This is a genomic window from Escherichia ruysiae (assembly GCF_031323975.1).
Taxonomy (GTDB): domain Bacteria; phylum Pseudomonadota; class Gammaproteobacteria; order Enterobacterales; family Enterobacteriaceae; genus Escherichia; species Escherichia ruysiae.
Map to the genome: position 1 here is coordinate 1,881,492 of NZ_JAVIWS010000001.1, position 18,713 is coordinate 1,900,204.

The 18,713-nt window shown below is 47.4% G+C and carries 18 protein-coding genes; 11 read left to right on the plus strand and 7 right to left on the minus strand.

Translation table 11 applies throughout. The features are described from left to right. Positions 1–117 precede the first annotated feature (117 nt). The 4 genes from parC to ygiW all read right to left on the minus strand — a co-directional run bounded on the left by parC (position 118) and on the right by ygiW (position 5,158). Positions 118–2,376 (minus strand): DNA topoisomerase IV subunit A, encoded by a 2,259-nt coding sequence (parC, locus tag RGV86_RS09250; protein ID WP_085461192.1) that lies wholly within the window; start codon positions 2,374–2,376, stop codon positions 118–120. 137 nt (positions 2,377–2,513) lie between these two features. Next, a complete protein-coding gene (locus RGV86_RS09255; RefSeq protein WP_137598340.1) occupies positions 2,514–4,121 on the minus strand; it encodes an ABC transporter substrate-binding protein in 1,608 nt (535 codons plus the stop codon). A 109-nt stretch (positions 4,122–4,230) separates the two neighbouring features. Then, positions 4,231–4,713, minus strand: a complete 483-nt coding sequence (locus RGV86_RS09260; protein ID WP_000183516.1) for an AraC family transcriptional regulator — start codon at positions 4,711–4,713, stop codon at positions 4,231–4,233. A gap of 52 nt (positions 4,714–4,765) precedes the next feature. Then, on the minus strand, positions 4,766–5,158 hold the full coding sequence (ygiW, locus tag RGV86_RS09265; RefSeq protein WP_010347824.1) for an OB fold stress tolerance protein YgiW: 393 nt from the start codon (positions 5,156–5,158) through the stop codon (positions 4,766–4,768). A 151-nt stretch (positions 5,159–5,309) separates the two neighbouring features. Between ygiW and qseB the strand changes: the two genes are divergently transcribed. The 4 genes from qseB to RGV86_RS09285 all read left to right on the plus strand — a co-directional run bounded on the left by qseB (position 5,310) and on the right by RGV86_RS09285 (position 8,351). Continuing rightward, positions 5,310–5,969, plus strand: a complete 660-nt coding sequence (qseB, locus tag RGV86_RS09270; protein ID WP_085461194.1) for a quorum sensing response regulator transcription factor QseB — start codon at positions 5,310–5,312, stop codon at positions 5,967–5,969. Further along, on the plus strand, positions 5,966–7,315 hold the full coding sequence (gene qseC, locus RGV86_RS09275) for a quorum sensing histidine kinase QseC (protein WP_085461195.1): 1,350 nt from the start codon (positions 5,966–5,968) through the stop codon (positions 7,313–7,315). Before qseB ends, qseC begins: the two co-directional genes overlap by 4 nt. Positions 7,316–7,424: 109 nt before the next feature. Continuing rightward, complete coding sequence (gene mdaB / locus RGV86_RS09280) at positions 7,425–8,006, plus strand: NADPH:quinone oxidoreductase MdaB (protein WP_000065430.1); 582 nt, start codon at positions 7,425–7,427, stop codon at positions 8,004–8,006. A 30-nt stretch (positions 8,007–8,036) separates the two neighbouring features. Then, positions 8,037–8,351 (plus strand): putative quinol monooxygenase, encoded by a 315-nt coding sequence (locus tag RGV86_RS09285; RefSeq protein WP_000958592.1) that lies wholly within the window; start codon positions 8,037–8,039, stop codon positions 8,349–8,351. A gap of 216 nt (positions 8,352–8,567) precedes the next feature. Here the strand turns inward: RGV86_RS09285 and RGV86_RS09290 are convergent, their stop codons facing one another. Next, a complete protein-coding gene (locus RGV86_RS09290) occupies positions 8,568–9,899 on the minus strand; it encodes an MFS transporter (protein WP_085461196.1) in 1,332 nt (443 codons plus the stop codon). Between the two features lie 285 nt (positions 9,900–10,184). On the opposite strand from RGV86_RS09290, the gene RGV86_RS09295 reads away from it, so the two are divergent. The 7 genes from RGV86_RS09295 (at position 10,185) to RGV86_RS09325 (ending at position 16,810) form a co-directional block, all read left to right on the plus strand. Beyond that, complete coding sequence (locus tag RGV86_RS09295) at positions 10,185–10,937, plus strand: GntR family transcriptional regulator (protein WP_000619463.1); 753 nt, start codon at positions 10,185–10,187, stop codon at positions 10,935–10,937. 13 nt (positions 10,938–10,950) lie between these two features. Next, positions 10,951–12,027 carry an ADP-ribosylglycohydrolase family protein gene (locus tag RGV86_RS09300; RefSeq protein WP_001033109.1) on the plus strand — a complete coding sequence of 359 codons (1,077 nt, stop codon included), beginning with the start codon at positions 10,951–10,953 and terminating at the stop codon, positions 12,025–12,027. Next, on the plus strand, positions 12,027–13,025 hold the full coding sequence (locus RGV86_RS09305) for an SIS domain-containing protein (protein WP_010347835.1): 999 nt from the start codon (positions 12,027–12,029) through the stop codon (positions 13,023–13,025). The genes RGV86_RS09300 and RGV86_RS09305 overlap by 1 nt, the downstream gene beginning before the upstream one ends. 4 nt (positions 13,026–13,029) lie before the next feature. Then, positions 13,030–13,944, plus strand: coding sequence for a carbohydrate kinase family protein (locus RGV86_RS09310; RefSeq protein WP_000712980.1), 915 nt, complete (start codon positions 13,030–13,032; stop codon positions 13,942–13,944). Between the two features lie 29 nt (positions 13,945–13,973). Next, positions 13,974–15,098, plus strand: a complete 1,125-nt coding sequence (locus tag RGV86_RS09315; RefSeq protein WP_000693794.1) for an esterase-like activity of phytase family protein — start codon at positions 13,974–13,976, stop codon at positions 15,096–15,098. Between the two features lie 93 nt (positions 15,099–15,191). After that, positions 15,192–15,926 carry an oligogalacturonate-specific porin KdgM family protein gene (locus RGV86_RS09320; protein WP_001089848.1) on the plus strand — a complete coding sequence of 245 codons (735 nt, stop codon included), beginning with the start codon at positions 15,192–15,194 and terminating at the stop codon, positions 15,924–15,926. Between the two features lie 14 nt (positions 15,927–15,940). After that, positions 15,941–16,810: a DUF2608 domain-containing protein gene (locus RGV86_RS09325; protein WP_001060175.1), complete on the plus strand. Its 870-nt coding sequence runs from the start codon at positions 15,941–15,943 to the stop codon at positions 16,808–16,810. 68 nt (positions 16,811–16,878) lie between these two features. Here RGV86_RS09325 and RGV86_RS09330 read toward each other — a convergent pair whose 3' ends face one another. Further along, positions 16,879–17,766, minus strand: coding sequence for a MurR/RpiR family transcriptional regulator (locus tag RGV86_RS09330; protein ID WP_000614946.1), 888 nt, complete (start codon positions 17,764–17,766; stop codon positions 16,879–16,881). Then, complete coding sequence (locus RGV86_RS09335; protein ID WP_010356901.1) at positions 17,763–18,710, minus strand: iron-siderophore ABC transporter substrate-binding protein; 948 nt, start codon at positions 18,708–18,710, stop codon at positions 17,763–17,765. The genes RGV86_RS09330 and RGV86_RS09335 overlap by 4 nt, the downstream gene beginning before the upstream one ends. Positions 18,711–18,713: the final 3 nt, after the last annotated feature.

Below are 18,713 nucleotides of genomic sequence, written 5' to 3' on the forward strand. Positions count from 1 at the left end.
AAACAACGGTTTCAAGGGAATTTTTATCGTTTCCGGGGGTTGAATACGCTGCCGGATGACGACTTAACGTTTCATCCGGCATTCCTTGCAAACGGGAGAAAGCCCCCCTCCGGCATATTACTCTTCGCTATCGCCGCTGCTGGCGCGGTGAGGGGAGTCAATCTCGACACGGTCGATACGCTGTAAACCGCGCATCAAGGTGCCACGGCGACCACGCTCACCAGTCACTTTCAGCAACTCTTCCGGGCGCAGTTTAATTTTGCGTTTCCCGACATGAATAGTCAGAGTGCTCTGCGGCGGCAGTACATACAGGTGTGCCAGACCATCCTCGCCTCGCGCGGCTTCTGCCGACGGGATGTTGATGATCTTGTTGCCTTTACCCTTCGACAGTTGCGGAAGCTCGCTTACCGGGAACATCAACATGCGTCCTGCCAGGGTGATAGCCAGTAGCATATCAGAAGCATCTTCAATCACTACTGGCGGCATAACATGCGCATTTTCAGGTAAGGTAATCAACGCTTTACCAGCACGGTTACGGGCAACAAGATCGTTAAAGGTGCAGACGAATCCGTAGCCAGCATCGGAAGCCATCAACAGTTTCTTATCGTCGCTTTCCATTAGCATGTGATCAACTGTGGCACCTGGCGGTAACGTCAGTTTACCGGTGAGTGGTTCGCCCTGACCACGCGCCGACGGCAGCGTAATCGGGTCGATGGCGTAGCTACGGCCGGTAGAATCAACAAATACCACCGGTTGGTTGCTCTTGCCTTTCACCGCCGCTTTGAAGCTATCGCCCGCTTTATAGTTCAGGCCTGGTGCGTCGATGTCATGGCCTTTGGCGCTGCGTACCCAGCCCATCTGTGACAGCACAATGGTAACGGGTTCAGACGGCAGCATGTCGTGCTCGCTCATCGCTTTCGCTTCTTCACGTTCCTGCAACGGCGAACGGCGATCGTCGCCGTAGGCCTGTGCGTCGGCCTGTAGCTCTTTCTTCAGCAGGTTATTCATCTTGCGCTCGGAAGCCAGAATGCTCTGCAACTGGTCACGCTCTTTTTCCAGTTCGTTCTGCTCACCGCGAATCTTCATCTCTTCCAGTTTGGCGAGATGACGCAGTTTCAGTTCGAGGATCGCTTCCGCCTGGGTTTCCGTAATGCCAAAACGCGACATCAGTGCCGGTTTCGGTTCATCTTCATTACGAATGATCTCAATCACTTCGTCGATATTGAGAAACGCCACCAGCAAACCTTCAAGAATATGCAGGCGCTTGAGGACTTTCTCCAGACGATAATTGAGACGGCGGCGCACGGTATCGCGACGGAACACCAGCCATTCGGAGAGGATTTCCAGCAGGTTTTTCACCGCCGGACGCCCATCCAGACCAATCATATTGAGGTTAATACGATAGCTCTTTTCCAGATCGGTCGTGGCAAACAGATGATTCATCACCTGATCCATATCCACACGATTAGAACGCGGCACAATCACCAGACGTGTCGGATTCTCGTGGTCAGATTCATCGCGCAGATCGTCAACCATCGGCAGCTTTTTGTTGCGCATTTGCGCAGCAATTTGCTCCAGTACGCGAGCGCCAGAAACCTGATGCGGTAAGGCGCTGATCACTACCGCGCCATCTTCTTTCTTCCACACCGCGCGCATACGCACAGAACCACGACCGTTCTCGTAAATTTTACGGATTTCGGCGCGGGAGGTGATGATTTCCGCTTCAGTCGGGTAGTCTGGGCCCTGCACGATATCCAGCAACTGGTCGAGCGTGGTTTTCGGCTGGTCGATTAACGCGATTGCCGCCTGTGCGACTTCACGCAGGTTATGTGGCGGAATGTCCGTCGCCATCCCGACAGCAATACCGGTGGTGCCGTTAAGCAAAATATTCGGCAGGCGGGCAGGCAGCATTTTCGGCTCCTGCAACGTGCCGTCGAAGTTTGGCACCCAGTCCGCCGTCCCTTGCCCCAGCTCACTCAGTAACAGCTCAGAATATTTCGACAGGCGGGATTCGGTATAACGCATTGCCGCGAACGATTTCGGATCGTCCGGCGCCCCCCAGTTTCCCTGCCCATCAACCAGCGGATAACGGTAAGAAAACGGCTGAGCCATTAGTACCATCGCTTCATAGCAGGCGCTGTCACCGTGCGGATGGTATTTACCCAGTACGTCACCCACAGTACGGGCCGATTTTTTAAATTTGGCGGCAGCATTCAGACCCAGTTCTGACATCGCATACACAATGCGGCGCTGAACAGGTTTCAGACCATCACCAATAAACGGCAACGCACGATCCATGATGACGTACATGGAGTAGTTTAAGTAGGCGTTTTCCGTAAATTCATGTAGCGCAAGGCGCTCTGCCATATCGCTCATTAATTCTGATTCCTCAACTTATTCGCCAGCCTTCAAAGGGGCAATATTGCCGGAGATACTACATTATCTGTCGCGTCGAGTCACAGGAGATCAGTGTGAATAGTGCCGCCGGACGTGCTCCGACGGCGATAAAGGCATCAATGTGCCTTGATATACAACTCTTTGCTGTAGACATAATCCTGGGGATTATGCAGCGGGAAACCGCCAACGTAGGGTTTAAGCAGTTTGATTAGCGGTTGATAGTAGATGGGGATGAGCGGTGCCTGCTGGTTGATGATCTCTTCTGCCTGCTGATACAGCGCATTACGCTTTGTCGCGTCAGTGGTCTGAGCGGCCTGGTTTAGTAACGCGTCATACTTTGCATTTTTCCAGTGACCGACATTTTCTTCACTATCGCTTTTGAGCGTGTTCAGGAAGCTGGAAGCATCGTTATACGTCGCATCCCACGACTGCCGCGACAACATGAAATCACCACTACGCCGGGCATCGAGATACGTTTTCCACTCCATCGTGCGCAGCGTCACCTGTGCGCCAAGCCATTTTTTCCATTCGGAAGACAAGGCTATCGCCGTTTTTTCATGCAGATCGTACTTGTTGTAGAACAGTTCAAAGCGTAGCGGATGAGAGGCGTCGTATCCCGCCTGTTTCAGCAAGGCTTTTGCCATCGCAACGCGCTCACCCATTGGCTTTTGCAGTTCCTCAAACGTTGGCGCACGAAACCCTTCTACCTCTGTCGGCGTCAATGTTGTTGCTGGCGTTCGTAGCCCAAGTATCTTTTGCGCGATTAGCGGCCTGTCAACCGTAAGATACAATGCCCGCCGCACACGGACATCATCAAACGGCGGTTTCCGGGTGTTGAAGTTGTAATATTCGCTGTTCAGGCGAGGGATTATCCGCAGCTCGCCAGGCAGTGATTTTTCGATTACAGGAATTTGCTGCGCCGGAACCCAGGTGAGATCAACCTCTCCCGCGCGATAGCGGTTATAACCGGTGACCGAATTATCCAGCGCCAGATACTCAACCTGCTGTAAGACAGTATGCTCGGCATCGCGGTATTCCGGATTTTTTCGGGCTGTAATCTTTTCGTTAACTACCCATTTATCAAGCACAAAAGCACCGTTGTAAACCATATGTTCTGGCTTACTCCAGCTATCGCCATACTTCGCAATCACATGATGCGGAACCGGAAACAACGTCGGCCAGGCGAGCATGGTCGTGAACCAGGGAACGGGCTGCTCAAGCGTGACTTCAAGAGTGCGGTCATCGGTAGCCTTCACACCCAGCGATGCAACATCCGCTTTGCCTGTCACAATAGCCGCTGCATTTTTAATATGCGCCTGCGCCAGATAGCCGGCAAAAGGGCTTGCCGTTTTGGGGTCAACCGCGCGCTGCCAGCCGAGGACAAAATCCTGTGCCGTTAAGGGCTGACCATCAGACCACTGTAAGCCGTGACGTAAATGGAAAACATAGCGTTTGCCGCTATCTGCCACCTCCCATGATTCGGCCTGAGCGGGTTGCACTTTGCCTTCACTGTCTATCCATACCAGACCTTCAAACAGATCCAGCACAATCTGCGCAGCAGTATTCTCCTCAACCTTTTGCGGGTCGAGCGTACCGGGGTCGCTATGATTGTTGTAACGAAAGACTTGCTGTGGGGCGAGCGGTGTGTTGGCGGGAATGTCAGCAGCATAGAGAGGAGCCGCACTTACCAGGCTGACCAGCCATAATAAATTTCGCGTATACATGGTATTCCTTACCGAAGAAATTATAAGCCCGACAACAATACGCCTGTGACATTGTTAGCTCAAACTTATCGCGAGTGATTTGGCTCACACTCCGGTAAAGATTCCCCCATCACGCCAACGGCACATAGACATCCGTTTCCAGCCGCTGCTCTGACATCCCTTCAGCCAGATTAGTGTAGTGAAACAGTATCGGCGCTTTACGTATTTTCTCGCCGCTTTCAGGCAGCCACTGACGAATGATGCCCCATACCGTGCGCGAAATATCGTCCAGTTCGCCAACGTGACGAGCCACGGCATAACGTCCTCCACCAAGCTCACTATTACTCACGCCATAACGATTCTCCGGAATCGCTTCGCTAACGCTGCCGCAGATATCAAAGCGAAACGCTTCCGGCGCGGTGCTTGTAGGATCATCCCAGGCGACGCCAAATGTCTGGCTTTGGTTAACAGGAGAAAGCCCCGTCTCTTTGCGCCACATGATAAATTTCGCCACGCTATAGTTGAGCAACTCAGGGCTACAGCGATGCGGCAACAAAGCCACGCGGGTTGAAGGGAAATTGATGATGTTCACGTCCAGTGTCAGGTTTGTCATTTTGCCTCCCTGCGAAATTATTCCCGGGAACGCGTCCCGGGAGCGGTAACAATTACGGATTCACTTTACGAATCTGTTTAACGTCGATCTCAACAGAGTTCCAGTCTTTATCAACCTCCCCCTGAATCTCAACCGTATCTTTCGGAGTCACCGTCACACCGTTCCAGCGTTTGTGGTCGATATCGACATTGATAGTACCGCTGGCATCTTTGAACACGTAGAGATCGTCAGAGATGCGTTCAACGATATTGCCGCGCAGGGTTACCCAGGTATCATCACGCAGGGATTTTGCGTTTTCTACGTTAGTTACACTGCCGTTCGGCCCCTGGAATCCTCCGGTCTGACTTTGTGTTGCCGATGGGCCAGAAAAACCACCCTGCTCTGCTGCCATAACTGGTGCGCTACACAGAGCCATTACTGCAATTACTGCTGCTAATTTTTTCATGTTTGTTACTCCCTTTAATGTCTGTTTTCGAGCATTAAACAAGATACTCCTTAACAACTTCTTAAGAAAAAAAAAGAAAATTTAGTACTGTACAGAGCACGTTACAACACGGTTTACTGGCAACGAATACAGCTATCGCAGGGATGAAAAGATGCGAATTTTACTGATAGAAGATGACATGCTGATTGGCGACGGCATCAAAACAGGTCTTAGTAAGATGGGCTTTAGTGTTGACTGGTTTACGGAAGGTCGTCAGGGAAAAGAGGCGCTTTATAGCGCACCTTATGACGCAGTAATCCTTGATCTAACCTTACCAGGAATGGATGGTCGCGATATTTTGCGCGAATGGCGGGATAAAGGTCAGCGTGAACCGGTACTGATCCTGACCGCGCGCGACGCCCTGGCGGAACGCGTAGAAGGTTTGCGTCTGGGCGCCGACGATTATCTGTGTAAACCTTTTGCCTTAATAGAAGTCGCTGCCAGGCTGGAAGCACTGATGCGTCGAAGCAACGGGCAAGCCAGCAATGAGTTACATCACGGTAACGTAATGCTCGACCCCGGCAAACGTATTGCCACTCAGGCTGGCGAACCCTTAACGCTGAAGCCAAAAGAATTTGCCCTGCTGGAATTACTGATGCGTAACGCTGGTCGGGTACTGCCGCGCAAATTGATTGAAGAAAAACTGTACACCTGGGACGAAGAGGTCACCAGCAATGCCATCGAAGTGCATGTGCATCATCTGCGACGTAAGCTCAGCAGCGACTTTATTCGCACCGTTCACGGTATTGGCTACACATTAGGTGAGAAATGAAATTTACCCAACGCCTTAGTCTGCGAGTCAGACTGACGCTGATCTTTTTGATTCTGGCCTCGGTGACCTGGCTTGTCTCCAGCTTTGTCGCCTGGAAACAAACAATGGATAATGTCGATGAGTTATTCGATACCCAGTTGATGCTGTTTGCCAAACGGTTAAGTACGCTCGATCTTAACGAAATCAATGCGGCAGATCGTATGGCGCAAACACCGAATAAATTAAAACACGGTCACGTAGATGATGATGCGCTGACCTTTGCAGTCTTTACTCACGACGGCAACATGGTTCTTAACGATGGCGATAATGGAGAAGATATTCCCTACAGCTATCAACGGGAAGGTTTTGCTAATGGGCAACTGGTAGGTGAAGACGATCCCTGGCGTTTTGTCTGGATGACGTCACATGATGGTAAATATCGCATCGTTGTTGGCCAGGAGTGGGAATACCGTGAAGACATGGCACTGGCGATTGTCACTGGACAGCTCATTCCCTGGCTTATCGCGCTGCCTATCATGTTGATCATCATGATGGTACTACTGGGCCGTGAACTCTCGCCACTAAACAAACTGGCGCTGGCGCTACGTATGCGCGATCCTGACTCGGAAAAACCGCTCAACGCTGACGGTGTACCCAACGAAGTGCGTCCGCTGGTTGAGTCTCTGAATCAACTTTTCGACCGTACACATGCGATGATGGTTCGTGAACGACGCTTTACCTCCGATGCCGCTCACGAACTGCGTAGCCCGTTAACGGCGCTGAAAGTACAAACCGAAGTCGCACAGCTTTCCGACGACGATCCGCAGGCACGGAAAAAAGCACTGATACAGTTACATTCCGGGATCGATCGCGCCACCCGCCTTGTTGATCAACTGCTCACACTATCGCGGCTCGACTCGCTGGATAACCTTCAGGACGTCGCGGAGATCCCACTTGAAGATCTCCTGCAATCGTCGGTAATGGATATTTACCACACGGCGCAACAGGCGAAAATTGACTTGCGGCTGACGCTCAATACACAGGGCATCAAACGCACCGGACAACCGCTATTGCTAAGTTTGCTGGTACGAAATCTGCTGGATAACGCCGTGCGCTACAGTCCACAGGGCAGCGTGGTGGACGTCACGCTGAATGCCGATAATTTCATCGTAAGGGATAACGGTCCCGGTGTAACGCCAGAGGCACTGGCGCGAATTGGCGAACGTTTCTATCGCCCACCAGGACAAACCGCCACCGGCAGTGGGCTTGGGCTGTCGATTGTCCAGCGGATCGCCAAATTGCATGGCATGAATGTTGTGTTTGGGAATGCGGAACAAGGTGGATTTGAGGCGAAGGTGAGCTGGTAGTGGTGATATTGTTGCAAAATTCGCAAAAGACTTTGCACATTTTGCTAATTTCACCGTACCGCTCTGTGACGTACTATAGTCGACAAACTTCTCACCTTGAGGATAAAAAATGAGCAATATCCTGATTATCAACGGCGCGAAGAAATTCGCCCACTCCAATGGTCAACTGAACGACACCCTGACCGAAGTCGCGGATGGCACGCTCCGCGACCTCGGGCATGATGTCCGTATCGTTCGCGCCGACAGCGACTACGATGTCAAAGCCGAAGTACAAAACTTTCTCTGGGCTGATGTGGTTATCTGGCAGATGCCTGGCTGGTGGATGGGCGCGCCGTGGACGGTGAAAAAATACATTGATGATGTGTTCACCGAAGGTCACGGTACGCTGTATGCCAGCGATGGTCGTACCCGCAAAGATCCGTCGAAAAAATACGGCTCTGGCGGCCTGGTACAGGGCAAAAAATATATGCTCTCTCTGACCTGGAACGCACCAATGGAAGCCTTCACCGAAAAAGATCAGTTCTTCCACGGCGTCGGCGTTGACGGCGTGTATCTGCCGTTCCATAAAGCAAACCAATTCCTCGGTATGGAACCGCTGCCGACATTTATCGCTAATGACGTGATAAAAATGCCTGATGTTCCCCGCTATACTGAAGAATATCGCAAGCATCTTGTGGAAATTTTTGGTTAACTAGAGCTCTGGCTTTAGAAGGAGTTAACCATGCTTACAGTAATCGCTGAAATCCGTACTCGTCCTGGCCAACATCACCGTCAGGCAGTATTGGATCAGTTTGCTAAAATCGTTCCAATCGTACTGAAGGAAGAAGGTTGCCACGGCTATGCGCCGATGGTGGATTGCGCTGCTGGCGTGAGTTTCCAGTCTATGGCGCCGGACTCTATCGTGATGATTGAGCAGTGGGAAAGCATTGCCCATCTTGAAGCGCATCTGCAAACCCCGCACATGAAAGCATATAGTGAAGCCGTAAAAGGCGACGTGCTGGAGATGAATATTCGTATTCTGCAGCCGGGGCTTTGATGTTCCTGAAAAGAGGCTGGTAATTTTTATCGGCCTGAGACTGATGGCAAACGTAAGATTGCCTGATGCACTACGCTTATCGGGCCTGGCAGAGGATTGCAATATATTGAATTTGCACGATTCTGCAGGCCGGATAAGGTGTTCACGCCGCATCCGGCATGAACAACGCGCGCTTTGTCAACAAGTTAAGGTCAGTATTGCTACCGACTTTTAGTTTCATACTTCCGCCGTCTCTAAACGCGCTTTAATCTGTTCGTAATATTCATTATTAATCAGATAAAAGCGCATGATAAGTCCAGTTATCAGGTTGAGCACCGCTGGAACTATCGTCATTAATAAGCAGATCCCCCACAGCGCCTTCGGTGTTTGCTCAATGCCTGGTTGGTAGCCCATACAGGATAAAGCAATACCTATAAAGCCTCCCGCCAACCCCATACCGAATTTTTGAAAAAAGAGAATCCCGCCAAATGCCAGCCCGGAAACACGTTGCCCCGTTTTCATTTCGCCGTAATCCACCGATTCAGCAATAGATGCCCAATAGACGGGAAGCTGGATATCCGTCAGGAAGGTCACCACAATATAAAATGTAAAGGCTAACACTATAGAATCTGGTTGCACAAAATACATCGCGCCACCCACCACGAACGCCAGTAATTGGGTATAACGAAACATTTTTATTTTGTCATAGAAACGAGTAAGCCACGTGCAAGTTACCATCGCCATAACAGAAGCAATCACGCCTGAGGTTAAAAAGGGTGAAATTAAAGCATCCCCACCATTCAGATAATATTTTGCATAATATGCAGCTACAGAGTTACGAATAATCCCACCGAACATAATGACCGCGATGGCAACACCAAGAATTAGCCACTGATCATTTTTGACTAATAACCGAAACTGCGCGCTCATCCCAAGAGCAGGTCTTGGATGGTGGATACGTTCTTTTACACTAAAAAAACAATAAAGACATAAACACGTTGCCAGAATTCCCATTGCTCCCATTGCAATTTGATAACCCAGTTGTACATTATTCTTACCAAGATACATTGCAGATAAAGGAACAATAATAGTTACTGCAAACATCGCGATTTTTGTCATGACAAAACGAAAACCGTTGGCACTCAATCGCTCTTGTGGATCATCCGTGATCACGCTAATTAACGAAACATAAGGAATTGCGATGAATGTATATGTCAAGGTGAGTAAAATATAGGTCGCCCAGGCCCACAAAAGTTTCATCGAATAACCAACATCAGGCGTAATGAACATCAACCAAATGCTGATTCCAAAGGGTATCGACATAAAAAGCAACCATGGCCGATATTTTCCCCAACGCGTTATTGTTCTGTCTGTCAGCGTCCCTACAACAGGATCGATAACCGCATCAAGAATACGCACAGAAAATAACAGAATACCTAAATCTACCGGTTTCAGACCAAATATATCCGTGTAAAAATAAGTAATGATCATAGCCAAAGACATCATTACTATTGCGATAGCCATATCACCCGCGCCAAAACCTATCTTTTCATTTATCGTAAGTTTCATACACAGTACTCATTAATTATTTAAATTCATATTAAAAACAAATGTGTTAAAAATTTCAGCACATGATTTCTGTGAGTGAGGATAAATGCATTGGTAGATACCACAACAAACCATTAAATCATTATTGAACAACATCACACAAAAACCAATCTCATTTAACATCATGATTTTTAATTATAAATGTGGTTTTTTCTGTTTTATGTCACAGATAGTGAACAAGCATCATGCGTAATAAAAGCTAAAGAATGTAGAGTTGGTATCAACCACATGAAATGAGGCTTTGTCATGATAAGAATTTATAAAGCCAGTAAAGGTCAGTTAAAACATCGTGAAATCTTTGATGAAATAAAGAAAAAGATTGATAACGGTGAATGGAAAGAAGGCAAAGCTATACCAACAGAAAGAGAACTTTCAGAATATTATTTAAGCAGCAGAACAACGATTCGCAAGGCAATAGAAAGCCTGAAACAACGCGGCTATCTGCATAGTGTCCACGGGCAAGGGACATTTGTATTACCTGCTCGCAGTAGGGAAAATCATTTATTACACAGCTTTACTGATGATATTAAAGCTCGTGGCGGTATACCTGCACAGAATATTCTTGAGATGGGGTTGATTCCCGTCAGTGATGTCATCAGAAAAAATCTCGAACTGGATATTCATGTTCATACCGTATTTTACATTAAACGCATTCGTTATATGGGAAGTACACCACTGGGTATTCAAACATCATGGCTTGCATTAAATGACGGACAAGAAATAACCCAGGATGAGCTGCTGGCGACAGGTTCGCTCTATATTTTACTGGAAGAAAAACTCGCCATTAAACCTTTAGAGGCAACTGAAATTATCTCCGCCCGGCTTCCTTCCCCCCTGGAACGGACATTGCTGGAGCTGACGGCCGAAGATGTCGTATTGAGTTGTACCCGCGTCACGCTATCCGTAGAACGCAAACCGATGGAGTACGTTGAGATGGTTTATCCCGCAAGCCGCTACTCCTACAAGGCACGAATTACAAAAGATAGTTTTAGTGTGTAATAGAGAGAATATTGTGAACAAAATTGAAAAAAACGTTATTTATAACAAAATTTTAGGTTCGTTAGCCTGCGCAGGAATGGGCGATGCTTTAGGCGCGGCGACTGAACTCTACAGCATTGATGAGATAAAAGAGCAATGGGGTGGTTTTTTAAACGATTTTGTATCTCCTCCCGCCGATACTTTCGCTGGCTCATTGAAAGGTGTTGCTGGACTGATTACCGATGATTCCAGTCAAATGTATGTATTTTCAGAGGGATTAATCCAGGCTGGTTTTGATAACTTCACCAATAAGGATTGGTTGGCTTGCCTCCTGCGTTGGGCTGATATGCAGCCCTACGCAAATTACAAAGGCCCCACGACAGAACAAATCGTCAAAGCACTCAAAGAAGGTAGGCCAACAAACACCATTGGGCGCATTGGAACATCTTCTCGCCAGGCTCCCAATATCGGTACAACGAATGGTGCCGGGATGCGTGTCGCCCCAGCAGGATTAATCTGGCCAGGCAATAAAGAAAAAGCATGCAATCTGGCATTATTAACCTGTCTACCTTCGCATGACACTAATATTGCGATTGCCAGCGCATGCGCTATCGCAGCGGCAGCCTCCCAAGCCATGTTGCCGCAAGCCTCTCTTACATCATTACTGGACGCCGCAATCTGGGGAGCTAATTACGGCGAACATCTGGCAAAACAACATGCTCGGTGTGTGGCAGGACCGTCTATTGCCATGCGAATCCAGCTTGCAGCGGACATCGCCAGACGTGCTAATGATCTGGAGTCTTGCCTGCGAGAAATGGAAGGTCTGGTAGGTAACTCTGTCGCAGCTCACGAGTCAATTCCTGCGGCAATCGGCCTTCTGCTGTATTGCAAAGGAGAACCCTGGGAAACCATTTATGCTTGCGCCAATATCGGCAACGACACCGATAGCATCGCCACGATGGCAGGCGCAATTGCAGGAGCATGGCGCGGTTTTGATGCTCTCCCTAAAGACAAATATGCCTTTTTCCGTGCCGTAAATAATAAAGATTTCGACCTTGAAGCGACCGCGTCTGGCCTGACATTGCTTGCATTACAGGCACAGGAGAAATAATGAACATGTCAGCCCGTACTCCTATTATGCCATTAGCGAAAACTCGTGAGGAAATAGACACAACGGCGGCAGCGTTACGTCATTTGGCAATTATCTGGGGTGAATGTTTTTCTACTATTCAGCTCGATGAGTATGCTGTCAAACGCGTCTATATAGTGGGATCGGGCGACTCCTGGACGGTAGCACTGTGTGTCGCCGCATGGCTGGGAAAATATACACATCTGTCTTGTTCCGCATTGCAAACGTGGGATTTTCTTCAGACTGATTTAACCCGTTATCAGGAAGAAACGCTGATCATTATTCTCAGCGCGAGTGGCAGACCCTCATTGGCCGTTGACGCCTTCCACCACGCTGTATACTCAAACGCGCAAGTACTGGGTGTGACGAATTGCCCAGGAACGCCATTTTGCGCAATAACAGAAAATGTGCTCTACACATGGGCGAATAAGCAGGGTATTCCAACACAAAGTAGTAGTGTCACACTTTATGCCCTCCTGCGCTTAGTGCAAAAATTATGTCCAGACATAACACCACTGCAAATTGAAGAAGATTTGGAAGGGAAATTTAGACAGATTAATCGGCACTGGCAGCAAAAGAAGCGCCGTCTTTATCAGCAAAAAGAGATGACGTTTCTGGGTAGCGGCTTAAGTTGGGGACTGGCATTATCGGGCAGTAATTTACTTTCCTGTGGCCCACAGATTCGTGCGACAGCCCTTCCTGTGGAAGAATTCTATCATTCATTACGCTTATATCAAGTTGATGCCAGTCAGCATTATTTTTTAATACCAGCCACATCCTGCGAGTACCCATTTTACCTTGCAACCCAAAAAGCAATCATTGAACAGGGAGCAACAGCAGAATTAATCAGTTTTATACCTGACGCCAGTGAGTCCACCAATTTATTTCTGGTCATGCAGTGGTTATATGAAATGTGTTGGCATTTAAGTTCTGATTATGTCAACGCAGGCGGAAAACGCGTTAGCCATATGGAGAAATAAGGCTATGAAGAAATTTGATGTCGCCGCTTTAGGTAGTGGAAATATAGATATGTTTTTATCTATCCCGTCACTCCCCACACGTGGCGGTAAAGTGATCGGGGCACGCCTGGGCGAACAAGCTGGCGGCACCGTCGCCAACAGTGCCTGTGCGATGGGACAATTGGGTCTCGATGTTGTTTCGGTCTCATGTATAGGCAATGATCATTCGGCCTCGATCATTCTTGACGGATTTAAAAAACATCATGTGAATTGTGATTTCATTCAGGTAATCCCGGATTTAATTGCCAATACCGCGATTATTTTTATTGACGAATCAGGTGAAAAAACGTTGGTTTACTCACCTGGCAGCGATCATGAATGGGATGAAGAAAAAGCCCTACAGGCTATTGCTCAAAGTCATTATTTTTATTCGATGCCAGCCAATATAGAGAAATTTCGTATGCTGGCCCAATATGCCCATAGCCAGACGACAAAAGTCGTCGTTGATATTGAACCCCATATCGTTGCAACACCTGAGCGCCTTGCCAGTATTTTACAGCTTGCAGATATTGCGATTTTTAATTATGACGGCTTTATTCGTGGATATGCAGCAGAGCCAGATTGCACTCTTCTGCATGATATACAAGAAGATTATCAACTTGATGCTATCGTGGTAACGCTGGATGCTCGGGGAGTGATTGCGGTCAAAGGCAATGAGCAAGTGCAAATCGGTAGTTATACAATCCCCGTTCTTGATACCACAGGCGCTGGAGATACTTTTAATGGTGCCTTTATTTATAGCTTAATAAAAAACATGTCTTTAATTGAAGCTCTGAAATTTGCCTCTGCTACAGCCGCAATAAATATTACCGCGTTAGGTGCCAGAGGCCATCTGGCGACGCCATCGGAGGTTAATCTTTTTCTTTTACAACACGACTAAAAATAGATATACACACACAGGTAAACATCATGAAAATAAAACATGCCGCTATTTTTCTGGCATTACCGCTGTTATGCGCAACAGCGCAGGCAAACAGTTTTCTTCATTATGCCGGCGAGTTTAACTTCCCTACGGGAGAAAAACAGAACAATGTCACCATTGCGGGGATTTCTGCCATTACATTTGATCCCCAAAAGAATATTTTCTACGCTATTAACGATAGCAGAAACAATAATAAGGAGGGAGATGCCAGCCTTTATACGCTAAAAATGCAGGTGTCATCCAGGGGCATTGAGCAAGTAAATTTTCTCAACCAACGTCCACTGCTTGACGCAAAGCAGCAGCCTTTCATGATCAATATGGTGGATGCCGAAGGTCTGGCACTGACACACAATGGTGAATCGTTAATCTGGAGTTCGGAATTAGGTGCACCACTGCGTCTGAGCACTCTTGATGGCGTAATGGAGAAGGAGTTTACGTCTTTATTTCCTGCTCGCTTTAATATTAGCTCTGGCAAAGAGAGTACCAGTGGTATCCGCAGCGGCAATGCCTGGGAGGGCCTGACGCTTACACCTGATGGTAAATCACTTTTTATCGCCGTTGAAAGTAGTCTTAAGCAGGATGGACCTATTGCAAGCCCAATAAATTCAGGCACATCACGCTTACTGCAATTTTCTATGGATGCAGACGGTCAACCTTCAACGCAATTGCATGAATATCTCTATATTACTGATCCTGTTCCGCAAGTGAGTGAATTCGGTATTAATGATAATGGCGTATCCGAGATCCTGGCGTTGAATGATCACCAATTATTGGTCATCGAACGTTCCGGCAGGAACGTCAGTGCTGGGTTCAATGACTGGGATTACTCCGTCAGAGTTTATATGGTGGATTTAAATACCGCGAGCGATATCAAGAATATTGACAGTCTACAAGACTGGCCCAATAAATCCACGTTACAACCCGTCAGTAAAAAATTGTTGATCGATTTTGCCGATTACACTTCATCAGCGGATTGTATTGAAGGGGTAACATTCGGTCCTGAAATTGATGGGCATACATCATTAATATTTGTATCAGATAACAATTTCCAGCCTCATCAACAGACAAAATTCTATTTATTCATCGATAAGGAAAACAAACTTAAAATTTAGAATCAAACCACAGATATAAAAATTCTGACACCTGGAATTATCAGATGGTGTATTCAGCCACCAAAAATATATTTTATTCTGAAAGGGAATATTATGAACTCTTATCTTAAATTATCACTCGTAGGAATAATAACGTTATCTGGCTTTTCGCCTACGCTCACCTATGCAGAACAACCGCATGGATTTATTGATTATCGCCATGAGTATCTCGATGATACTCGCACTCACGCGGACCGTGTCGAATTTGGTACGTTTTTTAGCAACGGTATCGGCCTGATGGGGGAATTACGCTATAACACCGATGAAGGTGATAAAGATAAGTGGGACCCCTCACAATTTGGCAATAACGGAACAGGATTATCTGTCGTTTACCGCTTTAAGCCGCTGGATGACAAAAAGTTCTGGTTAGAACCCATGTTCTGGCTTGATACCACACAATATTGGTCAACTTACGAATATGGTCTTTCTGCTGGTTATGATTTCAGCAAAGAGTGGAAGGTTTCGGGTCGTTTTCGTTATGACATGGATAAAGCCACCGATAAATCTAAAGGTTATGGCAATGATGATCGTAATAACCGCCGTTACGATGTGTGGATCGATTATCGACCACAAAACACCAACTTCCAATATCAGTTAAACCTGGTCTATTACAATAATGGTTATTTAACCTGGAATGATGGTCATACAAACTACACTGCATCATTTAAAGTGGGGTATAAAATGGGATCATGGATACCTTATATGAGTGTTGCGGATTATAAAGGTGTGGATAAAACATCAAGCAATCGCCAAATCCGTTGGCGCTGGGGTCTGACCTATACTTTCTAATCTGGAATAAAAAAATGAATAATAAATTTAAAATCACCCTCTGGATGATGCTCTCTGCCCTACCTGCTTTATCTTGTGCACAGGTAAAAAATATAGTCACTAGCGAATATAGTACAGTCAATAAAATCATAACAGAAAAGGAAACTCTCTATCCTCCCAATAAGATATTATTAGTTTTTGATATTGATAATACGTTATTAACGAGTGGCACACGTATTGGCGGTGATATCTGGTATCAATGGCAAACCGGCAAACTACCGTTAAAACCAGATAGCTCACAAAAAGTTCCTTGCCTGTATGAAAATGCAATCAGTATGCTTTATGAACTTAGCCCTATGCAGCTTACCGAGTCACAGTTACCGGCGATGTTAAAACAATGGCAACAGAAACATACCGCCTTTGCTCTGACATCCAGGGCGCCAGATACACTCTTTCCAACATTACGTGAACTAAAGCGAAACGGCATTGATTTTTCTTCTTCCGCACTCAGGAAAAAAGAGGATGCTTTGCCACCCTTTGAAAAAGGAAAACTTAAACGCTCATGGTTGTACAGCCAGGGGATATTTTTTTCTTCCGGACAAGATAAAGGCGTAATTCTCGACTTTATGCTGGATAAAATGGAGAACAAATATGACGCGATTGTGTTTGTCGATGACGGACAAGCAAACATTAATGCGATGACGAAAATGTTTTCTACGGAAAAATGGTTCTCCACGGATTTTACCGTTATTCATTATACAAAAATAGAAAGCGATTTAATTAAGCAACAAGGGGCAGTCATTACACTCGCACAAACAGATATAATGAGTACCGACTGGAAGATGCTCTCTGGTTCACTGGCCAGTATATTTCCTGATCGACATAAATTGTGTCCGATCAACTAGCCCCCCCTGACAAAATGTCAGTCTTACCGGGATAATTATCATCAGGCATCTGAAATGGCTGCACCCGGTCAGCCATTCTTTCTTCCCGTTTTCAAACCCCGATGGAAATCGTTAATTCGCTTAATGGTTTTAACCGCACGCTGCGGCACTGCGGAAGCCACCGACCAGACAATCATTTCCAGGCACAACAATACCGTACCATGTAGCGGCGTTTTCCCCTTTTCATCGCCGCGCGGAACATGAATCACGATACTGGCGTCTTTGCTAAAACGCGAATCCAGAGCGTTTGTCAGCAAAATAACAGGGATCCCCAGCCGTCTTGCTTCACGCAGCGTTGTCAGTCCTTCCCGGTGTGCGGATTTTTGCGCCATCATGATCAATACATCACCACGCTGAAGCGCGATCAGTTGCTCGGCAAGGCCAATACCAGTACGGTTTAGCGCCGTGGCGGGTAAGCCAATGCGATTGAATAACCGTGCAGTATAGTCCGCCAGAATACCCGAAGCGCCAATGCCAAAAATAACAACTTGCCGCGCCTGCACCAGCATGGCTACCGCTTGTGCAAGCGCATGGCGGTTTTCAGGCTCTGACAGGACATTACAGGTATACAAATGCCCTTCAAGAACAAAATCGATTGCGGTGTTAACATCACTCGTCAAGTTACTCACCGTCGTAGACATCTTTTCGCTGGAACTAAGAGCAGGACCAAGCCACTGTTCCAGAGTGCGTTTCAGATCTCGTAGCCCCGCAAACCCCAGGGCCTGTATAGCCCGAATCACTGTGGCATCAGAAGTGTTCAATGTGGTCGCAATTTCCATCGCCGTTTGCTCGAGTACCACTTCACGATGTTCATTAATGTAGCTGGCGACGGCTCTTAACCCAGGCGTTAACTGACTCGCGCGAGTACGAAAACGCTCACCAAAAATATCAACTCGTGTTTTGTCTTTCTGAATCATTTGGCCTCCGGTAGAGGTCGCCCTGCAATTTGTGATTGTATCTGCGCGGCTATCAGCCCCAGAGATGCAAAGGAGTTAGAAATCGCCTCTTCACGAGAAATCAGCACATAGCGCCCGGAACGACAGGCCGTCAGAAATTGACACCATCCCGGCATGACTTTTTCCATTGCTGCCAGCTCATCCTGAGGTTTACCACCGGTGTCACCACGCCAGGTTGCAAAAACAAAATCGGCATCCAGTTCAGGCAAACGCTCCGCGCTCACATCCATTCGCCCACCTTCAGGAATGCTCTCAATCAGCGGCGGAAAGCGAAAACCAGCATCGCGTAATACACGCCCCAGCGAATGATAGCTATGCATCACATTAATTTTTCCCTGATTTGCCTGAATCACCGATACCGTTATTTTTTGGCTGTCCAGCGTCGCCTTCAGCGCATTGATTTGTGCCTGATAGCGGCGTTCAAGTATCGCCAGCCGCGCCTGCGTTCCTGTAAGTTCTGCCAGCTTGCGGTAGATTTCTGGCGCGCCCCCCTTGAGATGATCAATGCTCACCGTGGGCGCAATTTTTTCCAGTTGTTCAATGGGCGTATTACGGGTCGGTTCTGTGATGATCAGATCAGGCTTTGCCGCCACAATCGCTTCAATATCAATATCAGCAGTTCCAATAAAGGCTATCGATGAATTATCGAAGTCGACGCCTGTCAGTAACGCGCCTGATCGAATGAAATGGCTACCATCAGGCCGTGTTCGCCCGTGGCTGGCGACAGGAGGTACACCGAGCTCAATCAGAGGAATAGTGATATCAAGGTCGTGTAAAGAGACAATTCTCTTTGGATGTGCAGGAACAGTGACTTTGCGCCCTAAATCATCAGTAAAGACCTGAACCGGTTCTGTTGCACGGGCAAAAAATGACAACAGTATCAGCAGAGAAAAAAATAAACGCATATA